The following is a 25043-nucleotide window of genomic DNA, read 5'->3' as shown; positions in this document are numbered from 1 at the left end:
CGGAAACCGCTACGTTAGCCCAAGAGCCGGGCAATTGCAAATCTGCCTGCACCGACCATGCCAGCGTAGACGTGCTCAGGCCCTGCCCGCGTTCCTTCACGCTCGTCGATGCCGAACGGCAATCATGCTACCGTTGTCGCGGGCGGCGACCTTCCATGCAGCGACAGACCCAAGCCTATCTCTACGCCGGCGCCACGGTGCTGTGCTGGTCCACGGTGGCGACGGCGTTCAAGCTCTCCCTGCGTCACGTGGGCGCCGATGCCCTGGTGTTCTACTCCTCGCTGGTCTCCACCGGCGTGCTGCTGTGCATCACCCTCGCCACCGGGCGCCTCGGACAACTCCGGGAGTGGCGCCCGGGAGACCTGCGCACCTCCCTGGTCCTGGGTTTCCTGAATCCGTTTCTCTACTACGTCGTGCTGTTTCGCGCCTATGACGTTCTCCCCGCCCAGGAGGCGCTCACGCTGAACTTCACCTGGCCCATGGTGCTGGCGCTCTTCTCCATCCTCCTGTTGGGGCAACCCATCCGCCTCGGCGCGGTCCTGGCCATGGGCATCAGCTTCTCCGGCGTGGCCGTCATCGCCACCCGCGGCGATCTGTTCGCCCTCGACCTCGCCAACCCGCGGGGCGTGGCCCTGGCACTGGGCAGCACGCTCATCTGGACGTTCTACTGGATCTACGGGGTCAAGGACGGGCGCGATCCGGTGACGCGCCTGCTGATCAACTTCGTGTTCGGATGCGGTTTCTCGGGAGGCTTCCTGTGGCTCTCGGGCGCCATGGAAACACCCGCGCCCCTGGGGCTGGCAGGCGCCGCCTACATCGGCACCTTCGAGATGGGCATCGCCTTCGTCACCTGGCTCCAGGCGCTGAAGCTCTCGCGTACCACCGCTCAGGTGGGACAACTGATCTACCTCACTCCCTTCCTCTCACTGCTGGTGATCGCGTTGGTGGTGGGAGAGCCCGTCTACCCCAGCACCCTGGCGGGGCTGGCCCTGATCATCGGGGGAATCGTTCTGCAGCGCCGGAGCGGTTGACCAACGGAAGAATACGCACGGAGCCGCCGCCGTTGAAATACGTCATTCCCGCGAAGCAGGCTGTGTCAAAACGTCGTCCGGACAAGAATTGGCGCCAACCCCCGGAGTCGTCATTCCCGCGCAAGCGGGAATCCAGGGGTGGCGAGGGGTATAGGCTCCTTACTTCATGAGGGGAAACGACCAGGGGCTCATTTCCTCCGCGGTGCGGCCGAGAGCATCCCAGTCCCGCAGGTGGTCCCAGGCGTACTCCGCCGCCTCCTGGGCCTGGCGGCGCAACGCTTCCAGGTCCACGCCCGGAATCCGGCCCTCCTCCACCCGCACCACGCCGTCCACGATCACCGTGCGCACATCGTCACCGATGCCGCACTCCACCAGGCTCTTGATGGGATCGCGGACAGGGCCATAGCGCAACGTCCCCCGCCCCGAGATGTCCACGATGATGATGTCGGCGCGTGCGCCGGGCGCCAGCCGTCCCAGGTCGTCGCGCCCGAGCGCCCGGGCGCCCCCCAGGGTGGCGGCCTCGAAGACCTCGGCGGCGGTGGCGGCGCGCAGGTTGTGGCCGATGACCTTCCCGAAGTAGGACGCGATGCGCATCTGCATCATGAAGTCGCGCGGATACGTATCGCTTCCCAGAGCGATGTTGACCCCCGCCTTGCGATAGCGCTCCCAGGAGTCGAGGCAGCGCCCCCGGCGCGCGATGTTCACCGGGCAGTGGGAGATGGAAACGCCGTATCCCCCCATGAGCTCCAGGTCCCGGCCGCCCGAATAGTTCATCTGCGGGTTCTCAGCGACGAAGTTCCCGTGTCCGATGGTGAGGTCGGGTCCGAGGAGGCCGACCGACTCCAGTATCTCCACCGGCGTCATCCGATGGTCCATCAAGAGCTGGAAGAACTCGATGACGTTGTAGGCCGCGTGGGTCGACACCGGCACCTTGAGATCGTCCGCCGCCGTCCGCGTCGCGCGCAGGAGATCCAGCGTGCAGGTCTCGACCTCCCGCGGAATCAGGATCCCGCGCACGCGGTCGCCGCAACTGCCTTCCACACGCTTGATGAAGTCCACGGCGCCCTCGAACTCGCGCCACCCCGCGGCCTCGTCCACCACCCGCTTGAGACGGCCGTGGCCGTCCGCCACCCAACGGCCGGAATCGAAGCCGGGACCCAGGTAGGCGCGCGCTCCGAGCCGTTCCACTTCCTTGAGGAGCCCCTCCTGCACACGGAGCTGACTGCCGATCTCCATGAAGGTCGTGACGCCGTTGCGCAGCAGCTCGGCCACCGTGAAGGTGCCGTGCAGGTCCGTGCCCTCGCCGGCGCCGGACTGGTCCGGCCGGGTGTACCGCGGATCGCCCGCGGGCCGGGTCCCTTCCCGCGGCACGCTGATCTCCAAAAACGGCTGGCCGAAGTAATCCGGCCGGCCGGTGTCCGTGATCAAACGGTGCGACGCGCGGTGGCCGCCGTGGACGTGCATATCGATGAACCCCGGCGCCACCACCATGCCGCGCGCGTCGATCTCACGGTCCACGGTGCCGTCAAACCCCGCCCCCACGTGCACGATGCGCCCGTCCTCATACACCACCACCCCGTCGCGCCAAAGCGTATGGTGTCCGTCCTCATGGCCAACGATCCATCCGCCACGAATCAACGTACGCATGTTCGTCTCCGTGCCCCGCGCGGGAATCCCCGCTACCCCGCCTCTTCGCCGAAAGGCAATTCGGTCCCGAGGCCCTTCTCCCGCGCCAGTCCGTAGATCCAGCTCGCGACCCCGACGTCCAGGATGCCCATGCCCGGGGACTCGTACAGGATGATCTCGTCGTCGCGCCGGCGCCCGGGCTCCTTGCCGGCGACCACGTCGCAGAACTCCGCCGCCACGTCGTCCCTGGAGAACTTCCCGCTCGCCAGCAACGACGGAAACGGCTTGCGCGGGGGCTTGTCGCCCAGCACCTGGTCCGTGCCGGAGAGGAACACCCGCGACCCTTCCACCGTGGCCTCGTCGAACTCGCCCGGAGCCAGCGACATGACCAGGGCGCCGGGCTCGAGCCAGCTTCCCTCGAACACGACGGTGTTGCCCGAGGTGGCCAGCAGCATGATGTCCGTGTTGCGCACGGCCTCCCGGCCCGACTCCACCGTCTCCACCTCGATGCCCAGCGCCGCCGTCATCTCCTCACGGAAACGGCGCCGGTTGTCGGCGCTCCGGCTGTAGGCCTTGATGCGCCGGATGTCGCGCACCGAGCAGCACGCCTGCACGAAGCCCTTGGCGTAGCGTCCGGTGCCGATGACCCCGAGGGTATGCGCATCCGTCCGCGACAGATACTTGGCCGCCACGCCGTAGGGCGACGCGGTGCGGATGGCGTGCAGGTGGTAATCCGAGATGATGGCCACCATCTCCATCTCCTTCCAGTCGAACAGGCAGATGACCTCGGAGCGGTTGGTGCCGCGATACCCCGAATAGACCCGCACCGCCGCGTAGCCCAGCTCCGGCACCATCCCCGGAAGGATGCGGATGTTGTGCCACAGGTGTCCCGGATGATCCGGGTGCTCCATGGTCAGGCGTTTGAGATGGAACGTGCTGCCCTCGGACTGCTGGCGCAGCACCTCCTCGATGACCGTGACCGCCTCGCCGCAGGCATTGCGGCCCTCGATGGCCTTGAGAACGTCTTCTTCGGTGAGAAAGAGCATGGTTGCGCGTCGTCCGTAGCCTACTTCTTCTTTTTTCGCACCAGGAAGCCCAGTCCCTTCCTGGCCTCCGCCGACATGGAGAAGATATTCTCCACGTGCTGATCGACCTGCTCGCCACTCACCGGGTTGATGGCCAGCTTCGACCGCGCCGCGTCGGCCAGGAACTGCTTGTCCTTCACCGTGGCGGCAAAGGCCGTTCGCAGGATGGCCACGCGCTCGGCGGGCGTGCCCGGAGGCACCGCGAGCGGACGCATGAACTGGGTGGGGCCGAGGTAGGCCTGGTAGACGGCCAGCGCCTGGGCGCCGCCCTTCTCCTTGAAGACCTCGGCGAGAGTCGGAAGGTCCTTGACCTCGGGCTCGTCCCAGTTCCGATGGATGATGACCGGAACGAGCTTGTCGTCGCCCTTGGCGTCCAGCATGGCCCGGGCGGTCCCGCGGATCGGCTCCCACCCGGAACAGAAACCGTCCACCTCCCGCGACTGCATGGCCAGGCGGATGGGCGCGACTCCGCGGTAGCCGGAGATCACGTTGAAACGGGTGCCCAGAAACTTGTTCATGATGGTCGGAAGGTCCACCGTGTTGGAACCGGCACGGGTCGCTCCCATCTTGATGGGCTTCTTGGACCGCAGCACGTCGTCAAAACTGCGTATGCCGGTGAAACCCATGAACGCGCAGGTGAGCGTTTCCGTGCCCGGCGCGCCGATCCAGCCGACGTCCCGGTGCTTGAGCTTGACGCCGCGATCGCCCAGCGCCTCCCGGAGCGCCATGGAGCTGTTCCAGATGCCGATCGTGAGGCCGTCCGGCTTGGACTTCGCGCCCACGTAGTGCGCCGTCACCAGGGTGCCGGCGCCCGGCCGGTTGATGACCACCGTCGCCGGGTTGCCGGGGACGTACTTCCCGAGGTGACGCGCCGTGAGCCGCGTATAGGCGTCATAGCCGCCGCCCGGTGGCGCCCCCACCACCAGCCGAATGGTCTTGCCCTTGTAGAACTCGGCGCCATGGATGACCGAGGCCGCGGACAAAACCAGCAGCATGGAGACCAGTAGCCCTACGATTGTCGCGTGCTTGGACATGGAAGTCGCTCCTTTTCCGGTAGCTGCCGCCATCGGCTCTTGTATCGTTAATCGAGACCGTACAACCGCGCGGCATTGCCGCCCAAGACCGCTTCCTTCTGCGCCTGGGTGAGATCGTCCCGCTCGAGCAGCTCGTCGATCTCATGCCGGCACGACGCCGCGTCGAAGACCTCGTGGGGGAAGTCGCTGGCGAACAGAAACGGCTCGGCGCCGGCCTGCTGGACGGCGAAGGCCAGCCCGGCGTCGTCGCAGTCGAAGCCCACGAAGATGCGCCCCTCCCGGACATGGCGCTTGAAGTGCTCGCTCGCCTTCTCTCCCGGCCGCGGACCGGGCACCGGGTTGCCCGCCAGATCGATCTGCAAGTGCCCCTCGTTGTAGGAGCGGTCGAGCCGGTCCATGAAGAACGGCACCCAGGTGGCGCCCCCTTCGAGGAAGGCCACCCGCAGGCCCGGAAAGCGCTCGAAGATGCCGTGGCTCAGCATCGCCGCCGCCTGCACCATGATCCCGAAGGGATGGCCCAAGGCGTGCACCGGGTAATAGACGCTGAAACCGTCGAGGCCCAGGTGATGGTGCGCGCCGCCGTGCACGGTGAGGCCGCAGCCGAGCTTCTCCGCCTCCTCGTAGATGGGCCAGTAGGCCTTGGCGCCCAGGTGGCCCTTGATGCCCTCTCCGTTGGAGGGCAGCATCGCGCCGACCATGCCGAGCTCCCGGACGCAACGCCGCAACTCCTCCACCGCCGCCTCCTCGTCCTGGATCGGGATGAGGCCGACTCCCTTGAGGCGGGGCGTGACGCTGGTGAAACGGTCGTGCAGCCAGTTGTTGTAGGCGCGACAGGCGGCGATGGCCCACTCCACCGAGACGATGCGACCGAACCCCAGTCCCGCGCTGGGATAGAGCACGCTCCAGGCGATGCCGGTTTCGTCGATGAACCGCAGCCACTCCTCGGGACCCGGGGCGGTCTTCATGCTGCCGCCGACGTACTTGGGCACGCGGTTCTTCATCAGGTAGCGGAAGTGCAGGTGGTCGAACACGGGGAACATCTGGCTGAACTGGTTCCCCTCGGGCATGTACTTGGCGATCTCGTCGCCGAAGTAGTAGTCGTTGACGTGGCCGTCGGCGTCGTTGATGGTCGGCATGGATCCTTCTCCTTTCGCCCCACCGCCAGTTATCGCAGCGCTTGGAGGCTGTCAACTCCAGAGCGTTGTTCCCCGGTTGTTCCGTCTGACTTGACAGCTCCCGCCTGATCAGGACAACACAGGGAGGCAACCATCATGGCAGACCAAGCATATTCTGCGAGCTTAAGCCGGACCCACGGTCGGTCTGGTTACTCGATCATCTTCCGACATCCCTTAAGGCTGGACCCGGCGACAGGCAAGCCAGGTATCCGGGTCCGTCGCGGACTGGGGACTCGAGACAAATTGAAGCCGAACCTTTGCGAGCTCAGCTTAACGCACTCCTCTCCGAGACAAGATACCATCATCCCAGCGCTCGCGCGGAAGCCGAGCGGCGTTTCGATCAGCGAGTCGTCGACATCTTCTTCGACAACATGGTCCCAGAACCGACAGACTTCGAGGCGCTACGCGAGGCGGTGAGTGGAATTGCGCAGATAGCACCCATAAGGAACAGGAATCGACCGAGGAGGAGAAGAGAAACACCTATGACACCTTTACGAACGACATAAGAAACCGCCATCCCGCGCCGAGTTCACAGCCTACGGCCAAGCGTGCCTGGAGATGGCTACGGGAGTGTTCGAGTTGCTCGTGAGTCACAAGGCTCGGCTCTTCGCGTCTGCTATTCCATGCGACGTCGTCAAGCCGCAGACGTTCCAGGCCGAGGAATTCTTAAGGAAGGATCTGGTATTTCTGCTTGAACGCTACTTCTCTTTGCTAGAGCAAGAGAACGAGTACGGCCTTCTGGTCATGGATGAGGTGGAGAAGACCGCCGACCAGCGATTCGTGCGCCAACTGGAGGCTTACTTCCGCAAGTCTCAAACCGGTCGATATCGCTCCACGTGGATCGTGCCGACGCCCTTTTTCGTATCTTCGGACATGGCTTACCCGGTTCAAGTGGCTGACTTGGCAATCTATTGCGTGAATTGGGGTTTCCGCGTGCCGACGCGAGGAATGAACGCCGAAGTGCGAAGGGAAATCGCCGACGGTTTCGGCCGCTGGCTCGCGCGGCTTCAGTTCCGAGGACAAGTCTACAAGGAAGGGTCAGTGCATGATCTCTACGGGATCGTATTCGTGCCGGACCCGTACACGGCGAGACAGGATAACGAATAAAGAAAGGAGGCAACGCCGTCGGAGCCACCCGAAAGCAGCCCCTAGGCAGAGCCTCCATTGGAGATACTACTTCTTGAGTTGCATCACGTCAAGGGTCGCGACGATCCGGTAGCGGCCCTCGGCGTCTTGGTCGATCTCGCCGGCCGCATGAAGCTCACCCATGGCGCGGGCGACGCCCGGGAAGTCGCATTCGGAGACTTGGCGCGCGATCTCGCTGAAGTACAGGGGCTCGGTCGTGAGTAGCTCGCGTATGCGCGCGGCCGCGCCTTCGATGAGTATGACGCCAGAGGCCCCGGCACCTCCGGAGACATCAACCGCCTCCGCCTCGCCCAGATAGGCGCCGAGGTCCAGCTCGTCCGCGTAAGGATAGGTGATGCGCTCATAGCGCGCCCTGGGCACGCCGTCGGGAATGGTGGCGTCGATGCCCATCTTGGCGGTGGTGGGGATGCCGTCCGACACGGGAAGGCTCGGGTCCAGCGGCTTGGAGCGGGCGTCGGAGAGGATGGTGACGTCGCGGTCGGCCTGCACCCGGGTGGCCATGGCCCATTCCACTTCCATGGCGTCGTAGACGTCGATGTCGTCGTCCACGATCACCACGTGCTTCAGGTCGGCCACCGAAAGCGCCGCCATGATGGCGTTCTGGGGGTCGCCGGGCTGCTTGCGGATGGCGATGATCGCGTGCCAGTGACAGCAGCCTCCGGGTGTGACGTTCACCGCCGTCACCGTCACGCCGGCGGCGTCCAGGACCCGCTTGAGCACCGCCTGGAAACCGTGCTCCTTGATCCAGATGTTCTCCCAGGGCATGTGCAACGCGTAGTAGACGGCGTCCTCCCGCCGCGAGATCGCCTTGATCCGCACGTGCGGATTGTAGTGCACGTCGCCCATGAGACGGGTCATCTCGCCGAAGCGGCCCTCCTGGCGGGTCCAGCCCGTGGGCAGGATCTCGGCCTCCAGCACGATCTCCGCGTCCGCCAGGCACGGGGTGTCTATGGTGCGGCAGGCGCCCAGACGCACCGCCCTTCCCAGCATGCCGCCGGCGATGGCCAACTCGTTCCGTCCCAGGGGAGCCTTGTAGAGCGACGCCATCAACTCCAGCGGGTGCGTGCCGATGTTGATGGAGATGGGCAGCGGCGCGTTGGCCGCCAGGGCCTTCTCCGCCAGCCGGCGCAGGTTGTTGGGCGTGACGATGTCGATGCCGGTGAGGTTCCGCTCCTTCACCTGGAAGCGGTACGTGCCGGCGTTCAGGCCGTGTTCCGGATCGTGCGCGAGGGTGACGCCGGCGGTAATGGTGGGGCCGCCGTCGAACTCGGAGAAGACCGGCACGGGAAGATCGAAAAGGTCCACTGCGGCGCCTTCCCTGAACCAATGCCGTTCGCCGCCGTCGTCTACCTCCACGGGGTCGACGGGATGGTCGAGCGCCTGGCTCAACCGCCGTTCCATTTGCGCGTAGTCGCAGCCGGCCGACAGCGCGATCCTCTTCCGGTCGTTCAACAACCCGGAGACGATGGGAAGGTCGTAGCCGCCGACCCTGTGGAACAACAGCGCGGTGGACGCCTGATCCACCAACGCCGCCACGTGACGCACGTCCACGGTCTTGTGCACATCCACCAGCTCGCCGGCGTCGCGTAGCGCGTCCAGGAAGGTGCGGAAGCTCTCCATGACGCTATCCGGCGAGCTTTCGCATGAGGCTCCGCGCCCGCTCCACCGCACCCGGCTCGATGGACAGCGTCGAGGCGAAATCGCCCAGGGGCTTGGTGGCGTCGATGCCCATCTTGGCGGTGATGGCGTCGGTGGCCGATGGGTCCAGCAAGGTCCCCATGGCCTCGTCGACGATGAAGACGTCGCGGTTGGCCTGCATGCGGGTGGCGATGGCCCAGAGCACCTGTTCCTCGTCGAAGACATCCACGTCGTCGTCCACCACCACCACGAGCTTGACGTAGTGGTCGGCCCCCATGACGCTGAAGATGGCCTGCTTGCCCTGCCCTTCGGCGGTCTTGCGCATGGACACGTAGCAGTGGAAGCTGCCGATGCCCGAGCGCACGGGCACGTGCACCGCCTTGAGGTTCGGGATGGTCTTCCCCAGGCCGTTGGTGAACTCCACTTCCCGCGGCATGGACAGGCAGCGGCAGTGCTCCATGCTGTCGCCGCCGTTGATGTCCTGGTAGACCGCGCCGTTGCGGTAGTGCAGCGCCGTGGCTTCGAACACGTTCTCGGTGCTGCGGTTCGACGCGTAGCCGGTGAACTCGCCGAACGGGCCCTCCTTCTCGCGCACGCCGGCGAGGATCCGCCCCTCGATGACGATCTCCGACCAGCGCGGCACGTTCACGTCCAGGGTCTCGCACGGCCCCAGCTCCAGCGGCTCGCCCAGCAGCCCACCCTGGAGGGCGAACTTCTCGACTCCCGCGGGCGGCAGCGTCAACGCCCCCAGGGAAACCAGCGGATGCACGCCGATGCATACGGCCGCCTCCAGGGACTCGCCCTTCTCCTCCGCGCGGCGGAAATACTCGAACATGCGCCGCCGGGAGTGGAGGCTGACGCCCAGCCGGCGCGGCCCCTTGAGCTGCATGCGGTGGAAACCCAGCGTGCTCATGCCCGACTCGGGGTCCCGCGCCACCACGAGCCCGGCGGTGACATAGGGACCGCCGTCCTGTTCGAAATGGGTCAGGACAGGCAGTTGACGGAGATCCACGGCGTCGTTCAGCACGCTGTTGTCCTGGTACGGCGCATCCGTCAGGACCCTGGGCGCCACCGGGCGCTGGATGCGCTCCTTGAACTCGGGCACCAGCCCTTCCTCGGACGTGCCGAAGGCCCACGCCAGACGCGGCCGGTGCGCCAGCACGTTGGCCGCCATGGGGAATTCGCTGCCGGTCACGTTGCGGAACATCACCGCCGGGCACGACGGCAGCCGCTCCGCCTCCATGACCAGGGCCGTGGCCTCGAACTCCCGCGCCACGGGCTCGTCCACCTCGAGGAACTGCTCGGGACACTCCTCTTTCAATCGCTTCAGGAAACTCTGTAAATCCTGTGGCACTCCGATTCTCCTTGCCTTTCCGTCATTGCCCGAAACAGGCCGTGTCAGAACTCACGAGGCACCAACGCCCCGAAACGTCATTCCCGCGAAAGCGGGAATCCAGGGGCCGGGAGGGGCACGGTCTGCGAAACCCTTCCCGCTACCGCCTCTATGGCGCAGTCAACCGGCTCGGGCGGCTCGACGGCCCGCAGCGCGGCGTCCACATCCTTGAGGCCGTGACCCGTGGACAGGACCACGACGCGTTCCGCGGACGAGACGTCGCCGCGGTCCACGAGCTTCACCAGGGCGGCGACGGCCGCGGCGGCGGCTGGCTCGGCGAACAGTCCGGCCTTCCTGCCCAACAGCGGCATGGCTTCCAGGATCTCGCCGTCCGACACGGTTACCGCGATCCCGCCGGAGGCGCGGAGGTCCTGCACCGCCATGACCCCGTTGCGCGGCAACGCCACGCTGATGCTGTCCGCCAGCGTATCGTCCACCACGGGACGGATGGTCCCGTCGCCGTCGAAGGCCTGCTTGATGGCCTGGGAGCCCTCGGCCTGGGCCGCCACCAGCCGCGGCAGGCGCGGTATCCACCCCAACCGGTGAAGATCCGTGAACCCCTTCCAGACGCCGCTCAGGATGCAGCCGTCTCCGGTGGCGACGATGACCGTGTCGGGCGGCTCCCAGCCGAGTTGCTCGGCGATCTCCAGCGCCACCGTCTTCTTCCCCTCCACCGTGTACGGATTGTAGCCGGTGTTGCGGTTGTACCAGCGGAAACGGTCGGCCGCCTCGACACAGAGGCTGAAGGCTTCGGAATAGCTGCCGCGGATGGCAAGAACGTCCGCGCCGAAGATCAGGAGCTGCGCGACCTTGGCCCGGGGCGCCGTCTCGGGCACGAAGATGTGACAGGGCAGTCCCAGGGCCGCGGAAAGGCAGGCCAGCGACGCCCCCGCGTTGCCGGTGGAAGCGGTGGCGAACTCCCGGCGGCCAAGTTCCTGCCCCTTGAGCAGCACCACGGAGCTGGCACGGTCCTTGAGGGAAGCGGAGGGGTTGGCGGTATCGTCCTTGATCCAGAGGCGTTCCAGGCCCAGGGCCCTTCTCAAACCGGGGACCGGGTAAAGCGGCGTTGCTCCCACCGCCAGCGGAAACTCCACGTCGTCCCCCGCCAGCGGCAACAGCGGAAGGTAGCGCCAGTGATCCCGGAAGGGCGCCGCGGCCAAGCCGTCACGGCTCGCCGACGCGTTGATGAGGTCATAGTCGTAGGAGATCCGCAGGGTGCCCAGCTCGCCGCATTCGGGGCAACTGTACCGGATGGAATCTCCCGGGTAGGCGGCACCGCACAGGACGCAGGTCATGCTTTCCGGAAGAGGCATCTTCGGTGTCCGGTGGTCCTGTCCGGTTCGTCTGAACGAGTTTGAACGATATCGTGTGGTTCCCCACACACCGGCGGGCTTGACCTTGGCTGACATCCCGCCGAAGTGATTTTCGAATATAGCACACGCACCGCAGGGCCGTAAGGAAGTTGTCGACCACCGCGTAGCCACGACCGGGACCGCAGTGGCCTGGTCCATGGAGTCCATCCTTGCCCCTTCCTTCCGGTCAAGGGGACATCCCGCTTTGCACAAAGGGGAAATTATCGCTTTACGCCAACCCACCGCTTGCCTTGACCTTCTTTCTCTTTCAGTAAAGAATGGTCGGTGGCGGGGCATACGAATTCGGTCGGCGTGATCCTGCCATGTTCCATGGAGCGGATCACTCCAATGAAAAGCATCAGGTTTGTTGTCTTCGTTTGTCTTGCCTTTTCGGTCGCCGCGTGCGGCGGCGGCCATCTTTCCATCGACCTTCCCCGGGGGGAGGGAGGGACGCTCAATCTCGATTTTCCTCCAGGGGAAGCCGTTGAGCATCGGCTTTCCGTTCAGATTTCCGGCGGCTTCCGTCCCTACGAATTGACTATCGACGGCTGTCCCGACTGGGTGACTCTCTACCCGGACCAGAGAATACTTGCCGGCACCGGCCCCGCGGCCGATGGCGGCACGACCTTCTTCTGCACCTTCCGGGTCACCGAATCCGACCCCGGTTTTCGGCCGGCGCGGAGCGTTTCGTACGGGCTCAGGCTAACGGTCCCTGTGAAACAACCGCTGGAGCTCCCCATGGAGATCCTCGATATACTCGACGAATCCATGGAGAAATCTGGCCGTGTCGATGTTCACGATGTTGAAACCGGCGGTAACCGACATAAACAACTCACTTTCAAAATCGGAAGGTTCGGAGGGATACCCTTTCCGGCGGCTTCGGGCGGCGTAGAACCGTACACCTACGAGCTGGTTGACTGTGTGCTACCCGCCGGGCTCGAATTTCACCCCAACACCCGCGTTCTGTCGGGGATACCCAACGCGGAGTACCGTGGGTCGAACTGTACCTATCGGGTGACGGACAGTTCGTCTGCGTCCGTCTCGCGGTCGTTCGTCCTTGTCGTCGACCCTGTTGAGAACAGCGCTTGGCGCTTCAGGACCAGGACGGTCGAACCTGGGGGGCCATGCGTGCTTCCCGGCACCGGACCGATACAGGTAGCGACATTTCCCCGTGCGCACGGTGGAGAAGGCACGGCAGCGTACCGACTGCCCGGAGCGCCCCCTCCAGGTATTCCTGGCTTCTTGTTGTCCTTCGATCCGAACAGCCGGGTCCTGACATTCGCCAACCCTAGTCCGCCACCGATCCGCGGTACCCCCAACACGTACCGTTATCTAGTCGAGGCTGGTCCGAACGAGCATGACGCTCTTTGCCTGGATGTCCAGTATGATCCCGGCGTCGATGTTTGTCCCGGTGACGACAGTGTCGAACCTCCTCTCATACCCCATCAGTACATCCACGTCCTGCTTCGACTGCGCGACGACGCGTTCTGGGAACCCAATGCAAACTGGGACCCCAATGCAAATGATGGATTGGGCGGGTACCTGGGCGAGTACCGGTGTCCGGACACCACCGCACCGCTGCCGCGTCCCCCCATTGCCGAAGGAGTCTCCAACCCGGTTCACGAGGCGCTGGGACCGGTGCATGCAAGGCGTGCCACCGAGGTGGCCCACGCCGCCGTTCGCGATCGTGTCCGCAGGTGGTCGCCCGGATCGGAACAGGCGTCGTTCGCCGTTACGCCCGAGGTCGGGCTCGCTTCGCTGTCAGGGCAGCATGAAGGCTTCGCCTACACCGGAAACAGCGAATCGGTGACCTTCGGCGCCGAGTCGGGAGCCGGCGCGTGGCAGGCGGGATTGGTCGCCTCGTTCACCGGCACCGATCTTCACTACCGGGCCGCGGCGAGTCTGTCCGAACGGGGTTACCGCACCGGCGAGCACGACACCGAGATTCTCTCCCTGCATCCCTTTGCCGCCTGGCACCTTCCGTCCGGCGGACACCTCTGGGCATCGCTGGGCGGCGGAATCGGCCGCCTGCGCCATCGCGACGACCTGGGCTTCCCGTCGTGGTCCGGCTCCGACGTGCGGCTTCTCGCTCATGCCGCGGGCGCGTCCGTTCCCCTGGCCGACGTTCTATCCGGAGAGCTTCAAGCCGAAGCCGGCATCGAGTCATTCGCCTTCGACATCGAGGGAGGCGGCCGGATTTCTTCCTCCCTGCCCGCGATGCGCGGGCTCGACTATCGCGCCGGCCTGGCGTGGAGCGCGCCGGTTCCCGGCGCACCTTCGGTGTCCGTAGCCTACAAGCATTTGACCGGGGACGGACCCGGGGGCGGTCAGTTGGAGGCGAGAGGCTCCGTGTCCGTGGAGGGTATTTTCCACCCCCGCGTTACCCTGATCGGGAATGCCGAGGGCTCGTTGGGACTCGGCGGCGACGAGCAGAATTTCTGGCGCCTTGGCGGCAGCGTCCGTTTCGTGCCCGACAGTCTCGGCCGCGGGCTCGGGCTGGAACTCGACACGCGCCTCCTGTCCCTCGACGATGGCGGATCGTCCGGCGTCGGCATACGAAGCGAGGTCGGGTACGGCCTGTGGGGCGGTCCCTTCTTTCGAACGATGCGGCCGTATGTCGGCCTGATGCGAGATTCGGATGATGATTCCATCCGGCGAACCCTGGGGCTCGACCTTGGCGACACGTCGGACTGGCGGATCAAGGTCGAAGTCCTCGACCATTCCAGCGATCGATCACCCGCGCTCAGGTTCTCGGTTCGTCACCGCTTCTGACCCTCACGCAGGGCGCGCGACGGACCGGGCGCGGAGGCGACAGCCACTGAAGCCCGTCCCTACCGTACGATGTGGAGATTCCGGCGCGCCAGGTTGGCCTTGTCCTCTTCGCGGATGGGGTGGTCGCGGTCGGGAATATCCACGCCCTCTTCCTTGCCGAAGAGCGGCGTGGAGAAGTAGCGCATGCCGGTGTCGTTGATCATGGTCACGATCATCTTCGTGGACGGGAGCGCCGCCGACAGCTTGTTGGCCGCAGCCACGTTGCAGCCGGACGAGATGCCGCACAGGACCCCCTCTTCCCGCGCCAGGCGCCGGGCCATGGCGATGGAGTCCTCCGACGAGACCGTCACCACGCCGTCCACGTAGTCCAGGTCCAGGTTTTCGGGGATGAAACCGTCGCCGATGCCCTCGATGGCGTGGGGCCCCCAGGTGCCGCCGGACAGGATCGGGCACTCCGCCGGTTCCACGGCGTAGATCTTCGCGTTCGGGTTCTGCTCCTTCAGGTACTTGCCGACGCCGGACACGGTGCCGCCGCTGCCCTGGGAGGCCACGAACACGTCCACCCGGCCGCCGGTCTGGTGCCAGATCTCCGGGCCGGTGGTCTCGTAGTGGGCGGCGATGTTGTCCCGGTTGGAGAACTGGCCGGGTTCCCAGTAGCGGTCCGGCTCGGCTCGCTTCAACTCCTCCACCTTCTCCAGGCACAGGTCCACGTCGCTCTCCGCGCCCGGGGTGAGCACCAGCTCGGCGCCGTAGGCGCGCATGGAGGCCTTGCGCTCCTCGCTCATGCCCTCGGGCATCACCACCACCACCGGATAGCCGCACACCGCGCCGATCATCGAGGTGGCGATGCCCGTACTGCCGGTGGACGCTTCCAGGATCGTCATGCCGGGCTTGAGGTCGCCGCGTTCCTCGGCGCTCCGCACCATGCGCCGCAGGATGCGGTCCTTGAGGCTCGACGACGGGTTCATGAACTCCAGCTTGCCGCACAGGCTCTGCGGCCCCGCCGCCACCTTGCGCAGGCGCAGCAGCGGCGTCAGTCCCGCCGCTTCGGTGATGTCCTCCGCGATCCGTCCCCGGGATGCCCAATCCGTCATGGCTGTCCTTTCCAATACACTCCCAACGATTTCCAGGACGTCCGTCAGATACCCAGCATCGCCCGCGGGTTCCCGATGATGAGCTTCTCCACGTTGCGGGGCGACACCCCCTTCTCGTACAGGCCCTGGGCGTAGAGCCACAGCGCCTCCGGTGGCAGCGGGTTATGGGACTGGCCGGTGTCGCTCATGACCACGCAGTTGTCGAAGCCCATGGAATCCATGATGCCCTTGGTGAACTCCAGGTTCACGTACGCCCACATGGGCGAGATGGTGCAGTAGCCGAACTCGCCGATGGCGCCGTAGCGCATCATCTGCTTCAGGAAGTCCAGGTTCATGCCCGCGGGCACGCGGAAGTAGGGATGGGTGATGAGGATCTTCTTGACGCCGCGCTCGTGGGCCGCCTTCACCAACAACTCGATCTCCCCCAGCGAAAGGTGCGCGGTGCCGAGGATGGCGTCGTACTTGGCGATGAGCTCCAGCACCACCAGGGCCTCGTCCACCACCTTGCCGTCCTTGACCGCGGAGATGGGGTCGCCCCAGACGAAGTCCGAGCCGCTGGTCTGGGTGTCGTAGCTGCCGCGGGCGCCGTGAACGTCCACGTGGTGCGCCGCGTCGAGGGTGGGCATCCAGATCTCCTTGGCGCCGAGCCGCAGACCCACCTCGGCCGCGGCCGGGTTGATGCCGCCGACGAACTGGTTCATGACCACGCCGCCGAACACCTTGATGTCCGGAAACTCCTTCTGGATGAGGTAGGCGCGGCTCACCGTGCTCTCGTGGTGGCATTTGAGCACGATGGCCGCCATGCCCGCGTCCGACGCGGCCTTGACGGCTTCACGGTCATCCACCCGCCGCTGGAACACGCAGGGATACGAGTGTACGTGCAGATCCACGGCGCCGTCGAGCTTCATGAATTCCATGGTGTCCCTCCTCCGCTATGCCCAATCAATTGCCGTCATTCCCGCGAAATCCATCATCCCATTCCCACCAACTCCACGCCCAGTTCCCGGCCCACGGCCTCGAGGGCGGCCTGGTTGCTGGTGACGATGGGCAGGTCGTACGCCGCCTTGAGTTGCAGCAGGGTCGCCACCGCCTGGAAGTTGGTGCAGGAGATGAACAGCGCGTCGACAGCCGGGGCCGCGCCGAGCTTCTCCCGGGCGAAAGCCATGATCTCCGGCGGTTCCACCAGCGCCAGGTTGAAGTTGACGCTGATGCCCATGCCGTGGATCGACGCCACTTCGATGCCGTCGTCCTCCACGCTGGCCTTGATGCGCACGTTGAGGTCGTCGATGTAGGGCGTGATCACCGCCACCCGCCGCGCTTGGAGGCCCATGAGCTTGCGCCGCACCGACTCGATGACGCTCACCGTGGGCTTGCCGGTGACCTCCGAGATACGCCGGCACAACTCCCCGTCGTAGGCGTTGCCCCGGAGCGCCCCGGCGCTGGTGCAGCCGAACACCACCACGTCCGGCTTGGCGGTGGCCACGTCGCCGGCGGTGGGCAGGCAGTGATCGTCGAGCATCTCCTCCTCGCCCTTTACGGTGGTGGCCTCCATGTACATCCGTCCCGGGTGGACCGTGGCCGACGCCGGCAGATGGCGGTAGAAGTCCACCTCCATAACGGTGTTCGACGAGGGGATGAGCAGTCCGACCCGTTGCGCCAATGTGCCGCCTCCTTTGCCCGCTGTCAGTCTTCCTCGAACTCGCCCCGGGCCCTGGCCTCCTGGATGGCGAAGAAGACCCGCTCGGGCGTGATGGGGGTTTCGGTGATGCGGATGCCGATGGCGTCGTAGATGGCGTTCAGGATCGCGGGCGTGGTGGGGATGGTGGCGGGCTCGGCCACGCCCTTGGCGCCGAACGGCCCCCGGGGGTCGGGCACCTCCACGATCTCGCACTCGATGTCGGGAACGTCCATGGCGGTGGGCACGAGGTAGAACGCCAGCGAGTTCGTGCGCGGGATGCCGTCCTCCAGGATGTGCTGTTCGTAGAGGCCGTAGCCCAGCCCCATGGTGGCGCCGCCTTCGATCTGCCCTTCCACCGCCACCGGGTTGATGGCCTTGCCGGCGTCGGTGGCCGACACCAGCTTGGTGAGGCGCACGCGCCCGGTCTCGGTGTCCACCTCCACTTCCGCCAACTGCGTGGCCCAGCCGTAGGTGGCGTAGGCGTCGCCCTGGGAAGTCTCCGGGTCGACGTCGGCGGTGGTGTTGTCGTGCCAGCCCCACGCGGCCGCGCGCCGTCCGTGAAAGTGGAGCTGGTGCGCCACCTTGCCCACGGACACGAGCTCGCGGCCCGACTCGACCTCGCACACCTGCCCGCGCCGCACCACGAGGTTCTCCTTCGGGCACTCCAGCATGCGCGAGGCCATGTCGCGGATCTCTTCCCGCAACTCCGCCGCGGCGTTTTGCACCGCCACGCCCTGGACGAAGGTGGCCCGGCTGCCCGAGGTGGGCCCGGCGTCCGGCGTGCTACCGGTATCCGCCGCCACCACGCGAATCTGGTCGGGCTCGATGCCCAACTCTTCCGCGGCCACCTGCGTGACCACGGTCATCACCCCCTGCCCCATGTCGCAGGCGCCCGAGTACACCGTGATGGTGCCGTCCTCGGCCATCTCGATCTCCGCCGAGCCGATATCCGCCCGGCTGAAGCCGTAGCCGATGCCGTAGTACATGGAGCCGATGCCCAAACCTTTTCTGATCGCCATGGACGTCCGCCCGTCTCACGAAGCGGCCTGAGGCCGTTTGAAGCGCAGGTCGCGCGCGCTCATGTAGTCCTTGATCCGCTGCAGCGTCGCCTCGATGCCGCAACCCTCGTTCATCAACTGCCCGGTGGAGGAGGCAAGTCCGGGCTTGAGGCAGTTCTTCAGGCGGAACTCCAGCGGCGACATGCCCAGTTTGTGGGCCAACTGGTCCATCTGGGACTCGTGCGCCACCGCCGCCTGCATCACCCCGAAGCCGCGCATGGCCCCGGAGGTGAGGTTGTTGGTGTAGAGCGTATACGTATCCACGCGGATGTTGGGCACGTCGTAAGGGCCGCTGGCGTGGATGCCCGCTTTCTTGATGACGTACGCTCCCAGCGACACTCCCGCGCCGGTATCGCCGTAGATGTCGCCGTCGAGGAAGGTGAGGCGCCCGTCGGCGTCGGCCCCGGTGCGGAAGTTCATGGCCATGGGATGGCGCTTGGTGTTGGCGACGAGCGACTCCTCGCGGGTGTAGACCAGGCGCACCGGACGGCGCGTCTTGAGCGCCAGCAGCCCCACGTGGATCTCGGCGGTGATGTCGTCCTTGCGCCCGAAGCCGCCGCCGATGGGCGCCTGGATCACGCGCACCTTGTTCATGGGCAGGCCCAGCGCGGGCGCGATCTGCCGGCGGTCGCGGTACGGGTACTGGGTTCCCACCAGGATGTTGAGGACGCCCGACGGATCGACGTAGGCCAGTCCCGCTTCGGGCTCCATCGGCACGTGGTCCATCCGGTGCGTGTGGTAGGCGTTCTCCACGATCACGGCCGACTCCTGGATGCCTTTGTCCAGATCACCCTTGCGCACCGTCGTATGCTGAAAGACGTTGCCGCCTTCGTGAATCCGGGGCGCGTCGGGGTCCAGGGCGTCCGCGTAGGTGAGAATCGGCCGCAGGTGCTCGATGTGCACCTTGATCTTCGACACCGCCTCCTCCGCCGCCTCCTCGTCCTCCGCCGCCACCAGCGCCACGGCGTCGCCCACGGAACGCACCTTTTCTTCCGCCAGCGCGCACTGGTCGGGCACCGCCAGTCCGAAGCGGTTGCTGCCGGGCACGTCCGCGGCCGTAAGCACGGCGTGGACGCCGGGCACGCGCGCGGCCTCCTCGGTCTCGATGCGCTTGATCACCGCGTGCGGCGTGTCCGCCCACAGGATCTTGCCGTGGAGCATGCCCGGCACCACCATGTCGCCCACGTACTCGGTGGCGCCGAGGGCCTTCTCCATGGCGTCGGGCTTGGTGACGTTCTTGCCGATCCAGGAATACTCGCCCTGGGCCTCTTCCGCGTTCCCGGTGGAGGGGTCTTCGCTCATGACACAGCGCCTCCGTTCCCTGCCTGTTCCTTCATTTCGACGGCGGCCGCCCGCACCGCCTTCACGATCTTGCCGTAGCCCGTGCAGCGGCAGATGTTGCCGGAGATGGCGAAGCGGATCTCGTCATCGGTGGGGTCCGGGTTGTCCTGCAGCAACGCATAAGCGCTCATGATCATGCCCGGGGTGCAGTAGCCACACTGGACGCCGCCCTGTTCCACCATCTGGCGCTGGATCGGGTGTGGCATGCCCTCCTCGGCCAGCGCCTCGATGGTGACCACGTCCCGGTTCGCCGCATCCGGCACGAGCACCAGGCACGAAACCACCGGGCGGCCGTCCAGCAGCACCGTGCACGAGCCGCACTCGGCCTCGTTGCAGCCCTTCTTGCTGCCGGTGAGCCGAAGGTTCTCCCGCAGCACGTCCAGCAAAGACTCGTAGGGCTCGGCCGCCGCTTCCATGTCCCGGCCGTTCACCCGGAGAACATACCGCTGTTTCATGGCGTCTCCGTCCCGTGGTCGCTCCGCGCGCGCTCCAGCGCCCGGCGCAGCACCCGCTGCACCAGGATGCCCACCAATTCCTTGCGGTACGCCGCCGTGCCGCGAATGTCGTCGATGGGGCTGCACTCCTCCATGGCGGCGATGCCGGCCTGCCGCAGCAGCTCCGGCGTGGGCTCCTTCTCGAAGACCTGTTCCTCGGCGCGCACCGCACGGACCGGCGTGGGCGCCACCGCCCCCAGGGCGATGCGTACCGCCTCGACCCGCTGGCCCTCCGCGGCCAGGGTTACCCTGGCCGCCGCGCTGGCGATGGCGATGTCCATGGCCGAGCGCGGCGTGAAACGCTCGAAGGCGTCGCCGGTGTGCGGCGCCGGCTCGGGCACGTCCACCGACAGCAGCAGCCCCGCGTTCCCCAGCACCGAGGTCCCGGGTCCCGCGAAGAAGTCCTCCACCGGCAGGCTCTGCTCGGCCCCATCGTCCGTCCGGTAGCTTACCATCGCGTCCAGCACCATGAGCGGCGGCGCCGTATCGGCCGACGGCGAGGCGTTGCACAGGTTGCCGCCGACGCTGGCGATGTTTCTCAACTGCAACGATCCCACCACTCGAATGGCCTCGCACAACGAAGGATAGCCGCCGGCCACGGCCGCCGCGGTCTCCAGGTCGCGCATGGGCGTGCACGCGCCGATGTGGAGCCCGCCGCCGCGCGCGCAACTCCAGTCGGCAAGACCGGGTATGCGCTTGAGGTTCACCAGCCCCTGGCACCGCGCCACCCGGCGGCGCAACTGTATGACGATGTCGGTGCCGCCGGCAAGGGGTTTCCGCGTACCCGCGCCTTCCCGCAGCAGGTCGGCCGCTTCGTCGAGCGACGTGGGCTCGAAGTAGTCGAAGCGCATGGGTCAGGTCCCCGCCCGGGCCGTCAGCTTGGGAATCACCTCCGAGGCGATGATCTCCAACTGCTCCGGCTGATAGCGGTACGGGATCAGGATGATCCGGTGGACGCCCGCGTCCACGTGGGCCTGGAGCTGCTCCACGCACTCGTCCACGGTGCCGCGGATGGCGTGGTCGATGGTCGAGTCGCTCCACTTGGCGATGTCCCACTCGGTGGACAGCCAGTGGCGCATGGGCGCGTCGGCTTCCTCGCGGGGAGGCCCCACGTAAATGGCCAACTGGTTGGTGGCCGTGAGCTTCGAAGGATCGCGGCCGGCCTTCTCGGCGGCCTCCAGCACCTTCGCCCAGCTCTTGGTGAAACCCTCGGGGGTGTAGAAATAGGTCAGCCAGCCGTCGCCCTTGCGACCGGTGCGGCGCAGCACGCGGTCGATGTAACCGCCGATGAGGATGGGCGGATGGGGCTTCTGCACCGGCTTGGGCAGGAGCACCGCCGAGCGCAGGTTCAACTCGTCCACCTGCTCGGTAACGAAGTCCTCGGTCCACAGCCGCACCAGCAGGTCGAGGTTGCGCTCGAAGATGCGCCCGCGGTCCTTGAAGGAGATGCCCACCGCATCGAATTCCCGCGCGTACCAGCCGGACGCCGCCCCCAGGAGCAGGCGCCCGTTGGAGATCTGGTCCAAGGTGCCCAGCACCTTGGCCGCCACCACCGGGTTGCGCAGCGGCAACACCATCACCCCGGTGCCCAGGCGCACGCGCCGGGTGCGCACCGCGATGGCCGTGAGGATGGTCAGGGAATCCAGCACCGGAAAACTCGGGTCCACGCCCAGCAGGATATGGTCCCAGGCCCAGAGGGACTCGAACCCCAGCTCCTCGGCGCGTTGCGCGTAACGGATCAACCCCTCCACGTCCGGGGTCTCGCCCGGACCGACGAAATTGCGAATGGCGACTCCAAACTGTACCGGCATGCGTTTTGACTCCTCGCGCGGCCGCTGCCCGCGCATGCGGTTATGAACGTCCTTTCATGTCCGCGGCCATGTCCATGCACTCCTCAACCGAGAAAGTTCCGCTCTGGGTCGATGCTGCGCAGCGTCTCCAGCTCTTCGGCACTGGGTGCCTCGGTCACGGGCACGCGGTCGGGCACGGGCAACTCGAAACCGGTATTGTCCCGCACCTGTTCGACGGTGACCCCCGGATGCAGGCTCTCCAGCCGCAGGCACCGGCTTTCGGGATCGAACGCCAGGGTGCCCAAATGGGTGACGATGCGGCTCACCGTGCCGAAGACGAGCCCGGCCTCGCGGCGCGATTCACCGCCCGACAGAAAACCCGGACTGGTGACGAAGTCCACCTTCGGCACGAAGCGGCGCCGTTCGTGCATGGTCACCACCATGACCCGGCGGCACAACGAGATGATGTCGTTGGCGCCGCCGCTGCCCGGCAGGCGTACCTTCGGACGCTCGTAGCTGCCGATGACGCTGGAGTTGAGGTTCCCGTAAGGGTCGATCTGCGCACCGCCCACGAACCCCACGTCGAGGAAGCCCCGCTGCGCGAACAGGAACGTATCGGTGATGCCCGGCAACATCTGCGCGCGCGGCGCGGTGCGCATCTCGTTGGTGGAGTACGGCAGCCGCCCGGGCACCATGCGCGGTCCCATGCTGCCGCCTTCCACGACGATGACGAGCTGGGGCGCGCGCGTCTTCTGCGCCAGCACCGCCGCCACCAAAGGCACGCCCACGCCCGCGAACACGGAGGTGACGCCGGCGAGCTGGCGTGCCGCGACCACGGCCAGAAGCTCGGTGTCCGAGTAGTTCATCGCGGTCCCAGAAGCTCCTCGGCGCAGCGCCGCTGGCGTTCCAGCGTCTCCTCGCCGAACAGCGCCAGATACTGCTCGTGGCTGGAAACGCCGTGGACGTAGCGCTCCAGATAGTCGTCGAGGGCGCCGGTGCCGTGCTCCTTGACGGCGTCCGTATAGGCCTCGAAGTGGGCGAAGTCGGCCTCGTAGAGGCCGTAGCATTCATGCGGGAAGGAACCGTAGGGCACCTCCACCACCGCGTCCACCACGAGCCCCGGGATCACCGTGCGGTCGGGCTGGCGGCGAATCTCCTCCTCGTCGACGATTTCCTCGGCCGTGACGATGACGGTGGCGGCGGCCTTGGCGATGTCCGTGTCCATGTGCGGATAGCCGTCGATCTGGCAGTTGCCGAAGCGGTCGGCGCGGTGCACGTGGAGCAACGCCACCTCGGGGAACAGGGCCGGCACCAGGCACAAAGTCTCCCCGGTGAAGGGACACTGCATGGTCTTCGTATCGGTCACGCCCATGAGGTCCGAGCCCAGCATGGTGAGGGTAGGCAGGAACGGCACCCCCATGGCGCCCGCGCGGTAGCGCAGCCCGAGCCCCAGGTGGCTCCATTCCTCGAAACGGATGCGCCCGCCTTCCACCTCCTCGCGCAGCTTGAGGGACAGCCCCCAGGGCAGCGCGATGTCGAACCAACTGGTCATGAGGCCATCCACGGCCTTGGACGCCATGAACAGTTCGCCCTCGTAACACATGAGGTTGCGCGACAGGGTGAGGCCGCGCCGGCGCTGGCGCAGCACCTCCATGAGCGCCGCCAGCGGACTGCGCGAAAAGAGACAACCGCCGATGGCAATGTGGTCGCCGTCGCGGACCTTTCCGACCGCCTCTGTAAGGGTGGTGAGCTTGTCGCCCGTGGACTGGGGTTTGGCCTCGAGCCGCCGCCGGGCTTCCACGAAATCGGCCGATTTCATCGGAAGAGAGCGCCTTCTCGCGACCCTCCGGCGAGGCTGTCGGAGCCGCGGTGAACAGGAGTCCGTGTTGTGTGCATCGTGCGCTCCGCCATCCTCACGGCTGCTAACACCTTACCCGGATTCAGTCAACTCCGCTGCATGCCCCTAACCAACTCTAACGGCCGTCCAGAAAGCGGGCGCAAAGCCCTGTGATGGCGTCGACCCGGTCCGGGTGCAGCCGCTGGAGATCCGGGTCCGCGCGAAACCACGTGAGCTGGCGCTTGGCCAGGCGCCGGGTCGCCTGCCGCATGGCGGCGAGCGTGTCGTCCTCGCCGATCAGGTCCGTGAGACGTTGCACCGCCTGACGGTAGCCGACGCTCTGCATGCTGCGGAGGCCCGCGTGATAGCCTCGCTCCAGAAGCGCGCGTGTCTCGTCCAGGAGCCCGGCCGCCAGCATCTCCCCGCAGCGCCGGTCGATGCGCGCGTAGAGTTCCGCGCGCGACCGCTCCAATGCCACCCCGAGCACGTCGAAGGGACGGTCGTCGAAGCCGTGCTCCCGCTGCCACTCGCTCAGGGGCCGGCCCGTGCTCGCATGGACCTCCAGCGCGCGCACGATGCGCACCCGGTCCCGCCGCTCGATCCGGCGCGCCGATTCCGGGTCCACGCGTTCGAGGCGCTCGAAGAGATGATCGACACCGTGTTCGACAGCGGCCCGCTCCAGGTCGGCGCGGAGCGCGTTGTCCCGGCCCGGTCCTTCGAAGAGGCCCCGCGTCAGCGCCTTCAGGTAAAGTCCCGTGCCGCCCACCACGAGCACGTTGCGTTCGCGCGCGCGGATGTCCGCGATGGCCGCCAGGGCGTGCTCCCGGAACAGCGCCGCGTTGAAGTCCTCGTCGGGATCCACCACGTCCAGCAGGTGGTGCGGCACCTGCCCGCGCTGCGCCGGCGTGGGCTTGGCCGTGCCGATGTCCATGTAGCGGTACACCTGCATGGAGTCGGCGCTGACGATCTCCGCGTCCACGCGCTCCGCGACATCCAGCGCCACGTCGGTCTTGCCCACGCCGGTGGCGCCCACGATGCACACGATCCTGGGTTTGGCCGGCGTCATGAAGTCATCTCTCGCGGAACATGTGCGGTACGAACACGTCCCGCCCGCGTTCCAGGCTGTGTCAACAGTTCACTCGGACACGAAGGGCACGCCGGCCCTTACCGTCATTTCCGCGGAACAGGTTGTGTCAAAACTCCGCTCGGATGAGAATTGGCACCAACGCCCCGAGTCGTCATTTCCGCGGAAGCGGGAATCCAGGGGTGGTGGTGGGACACTACAGCGGCGTTGCCCCACCTCACCCCTCCTGGATTCCCGCCCCCGATCGGGGTCGAGGGCAAGCTTTCGCGGGAATGACGGCCGGGTAGGAGGGGTCGTCACCGAGCCCCTCCCCCCACAGATCCGAGCGTGCGCGATTGACGCACTCGGTTCCTCATCTGACAGGTTCGCTCATTAAACGTTGCCATGAGCGCGTGAACGTGACGTACGGCAGAGG

The 25043-nt window shown here is 66.5% G+C and carries 19 protein-coding genes and 1 pseudogene; 3 read left to right on the top strand and 17 right to left on the bottom strand.

Annotated features, from left to right (window positions below):
- Positions 1–155: 155 nt before the first annotated feature.
- Positions 156–1031: a DMT family transporter gene (locus OXF11_01265; protein ID MCY4485734.1), complete on the top strand. Its 876-nt coding sequence runs from the start codon at positions 156–158 to the stop codon at positions 1029–1031.
- A gap of 159 nt (positions 1032–1190) precedes the next feature.
- Here the strand turns inward: OXF11_01265 and OXF11_01260 are convergent, their stop codons facing one another.
- From OXF11_01260 to OXF11_01245, 4 genes are read right to left on the bottom strand one after another with little or no spacing between them, the layout of a single operon-like run.
- A complete protein-coding gene (locus tag OXF11_01260) occupies positions 1191–2678 on the bottom strand; it encodes a chlorohydrolase family protein (GenBank protein MCY4485733.1) in 1488 nt (495 codons plus the stop codon).
- 32 nt (positions 2679–2710) lie between these two features.
- Positions 2711–3703 (bottom strand): ornithine cyclodeaminase family protein, encoded by a 993-nt coding sequence (locus OXF11_01255; GenBank protein MCY4485732.1) that lies wholly within the window; start codon positions 3701–3703, stop codon positions 2711–2713.
- 20 nt (positions 3704–3723) lie between these two features.
- Positions 3724–4776 carry a hypothetical protein gene (locus tag OXF11_01250; GenBank protein ID MCY4485731.1) on the bottom strand — a complete coding sequence of 351 codons (1053 nt, stop codon included), beginning with the start codon at positions 4774–4776 and terminating at the stop codon, positions 3724–3726.
- 47 nt (positions 4777–4823) lie between these two features.
- Positions 4824–5912, bottom strand: a complete 1089-nt coding sequence (locus tag OXF11_01245; GenBank protein ID MCY4485730.1) for an amidohydrolase family protein — start codon at positions 5910–5912, stop codon at positions 4824–4826.
- Between the two features lie 609 nt (positions 5913–6521).
- Between OXF11_01245 and OXF11_01240 the strand changes: the two genes are divergently transcribed.
- The gene (locus OXF11_01240) at positions 6522–7058 is read left to right on the top strand and encodes a DUF3800 domain-containing protein (protein ID MCY4485729.1); all 537 of its coding nucleotides are present in this window, start codon (positions 6522–6524) and stop codon (positions 7056–7058) included.
- A gap of 66 nt (positions 7059–7124) precedes the next feature.
- Here the strand turns inward: OXF11_01240 and OXF11_01235 are convergent, their stop codons facing one another.
- The 3 genes from OXF11_01235 to thrC form a co-directional block, all read right to left on the bottom strand.
- Positions 7125–8717, bottom strand: a complete 1593-nt coding sequence (locus tag OXF11_01235; GenBank protein MCY4485728.1) for a UbiD family decarboxylase — start codon at positions 8715–8717, stop codon at positions 7125–7127.
- Positions 8718–8721: 4 nt separating this feature from the next.
- Positions 8722–10089 (bottom strand): UbiD family decarboxylase, encoded by a 1368-nt coding sequence (locus OXF11_01230; protein MCY4485727.1) that lies wholly within the window; start codon positions 10087–10089, stop codon positions 8722–8724.
- 77 nt (positions 10090–10166) lie between these two features.
- Positions 10167–11441 (bottom strand): threonine synthase, encoded by a 1275-nt coding sequence (thrC, locus tag OXF11_01225; GenBank protein ID MCY4485726.1) that lies wholly within the window; start codon positions 11439–11441, stop codon positions 10167–10169.
- A gap of 387 nt (positions 11442–11828) precedes the next feature.
- On the opposite strand from thrC, the gene OXF11_01220 reads away from it, so the two are divergent.
- Positions 11829–14252 carry a putative Ig domain-containing protein gene (locus OXF11_01220; protein ID MCY4485725.1) on the top strand — a complete coding sequence of 808 codons (2424 nt, stop codon included), beginning with the start codon at positions 11829–11831 and terminating at the stop codon, positions 14250–14252.
- A 59-nt stretch (positions 14253–14311) separates the two neighbouring features.
- On the opposite strand, the gene cysK is transcribed toward OXF11_01220, so the two are convergent.
- The 10 genes and pseudogenes from cysK to miaA form a co-directional block, all read right to left on the bottom strand.
- Positions 14312–15346, bottom strand: coding sequence for a cysteine synthase A (gene cysK, locus OXF11_01215; protein MCY4485724.1), 1035 nt, complete (start codon positions 15344–15346; stop codon positions 14312–14314).
- 44 nt (positions 15347–15390) lie between these two features.
- Positions 15391–16263, bottom strand: coding sequence for a DUF6282 family protein (locus OXF11_01210; GenBank protein MCY4485723.1), 873 nt, complete (start codon positions 16261–16263; stop codon positions 15391–15393).
- A gap of 53 nt (positions 16264–16316) precedes the next feature.
- Positions 16317–17006, bottom strand: coding sequence for an aspartate/glutamate racemase family protein (locus tag OXF11_01205; GenBank protein ID MCY4485722.1), 690 nt, complete (start codon positions 17004–17006; stop codon positions 16317–16319).
- 23 nt (positions 17007–17029) lie between these two features.
- Positions 17030–19297 (bottom strand): annotated as a pseudogene (locus OXF11_01200) (xanthine dehydrogenase family protein molybdopterin-binding subunit).
- An 83-nt stretch (positions 19298–19380) separates the two neighbouring features.
- The gene (locus tag OXF11_01195) at positions 19381–19878 is read right to left on the bottom strand and encodes a (2Fe-2S)-binding protein (GenBank protein ID MCY4485721.1); all 498 of its coding nucleotides are present in this window, start codon (positions 19876–19878) and stop codon (positions 19381–19383) included.
- On the bottom strand, positions 19875–20768 hold the full coding sequence (locus tag OXF11_01190; GenBank protein ID MCY4485720.1) for a xanthine dehydrogenase family protein subunit M: 894 nt from the start codon (positions 20766–20768) through the stop codon (positions 19875–19877). Before OXF11_01190 ends, OXF11_01195 begins: the two co-directional genes overlap by 4 nt.
- A 3-nt stretch (positions 20769–20771) precedes the next feature.
- A complete protein-coding gene (locus OXF11_01185) occupies positions 20772–21728 on the bottom strand; it encodes a TIGR03619 family F420-dependent LLM class oxidoreductase (GenBank protein ID MCY4485719.1) in 957 nt (318 codons plus the stop codon).
- An 83-nt stretch (positions 21729–21811) separates the two neighbouring features.
- The gene (locus OXF11_01180) at positions 21812–22573 is read right to left on the bottom strand and encodes a hypothetical protein (protein MCY4485718.1); all 762 of its coding nucleotides are present in this window, start codon (positions 22571–22573) and stop codon (positions 21812–21814) included.
- Positions 22570–23526, bottom strand: coding sequence for a CoA transferase subunit A (locus tag OXF11_01175; GenBank protein ID MCY4485717.1), 957 nt, complete (start codon positions 23524–23526; stop codon positions 22570–22572). The genes OXF11_01180 and OXF11_01175 overlap by 4 nt, the downstream gene beginning before the upstream one ends.
- A 154-nt stretch (positions 23527–23680) precedes the next feature.
- The gene (miaA, locus tag OXF11_01170) at positions 23681–24610 is read right to left on the bottom strand and encodes a tRNA (adenosine(37)-N6)-dimethylallyltransferase MiaA (protein MCY4485716.1); all 930 of its coding nucleotides are present in this window, start codon (positions 24608–24610) and stop codon (positions 23681–23683) included.
- Between the last annotated feature and the right edge of the window lie 433 nt (positions 24611–25043).

The organism is Deltaproteobacteria bacterium, assembly GCA_026712905.1.
Taxonomy (GTDB): Bacteria; Desulfobacterota; Binatia; order UBA9968; family JAJDTQ01; genus JAJDTQ01.
Note: the sequence above shows the minus strand (reverse complement) of the source record. Positions and strands in the feature narration are given on the sequence as shown.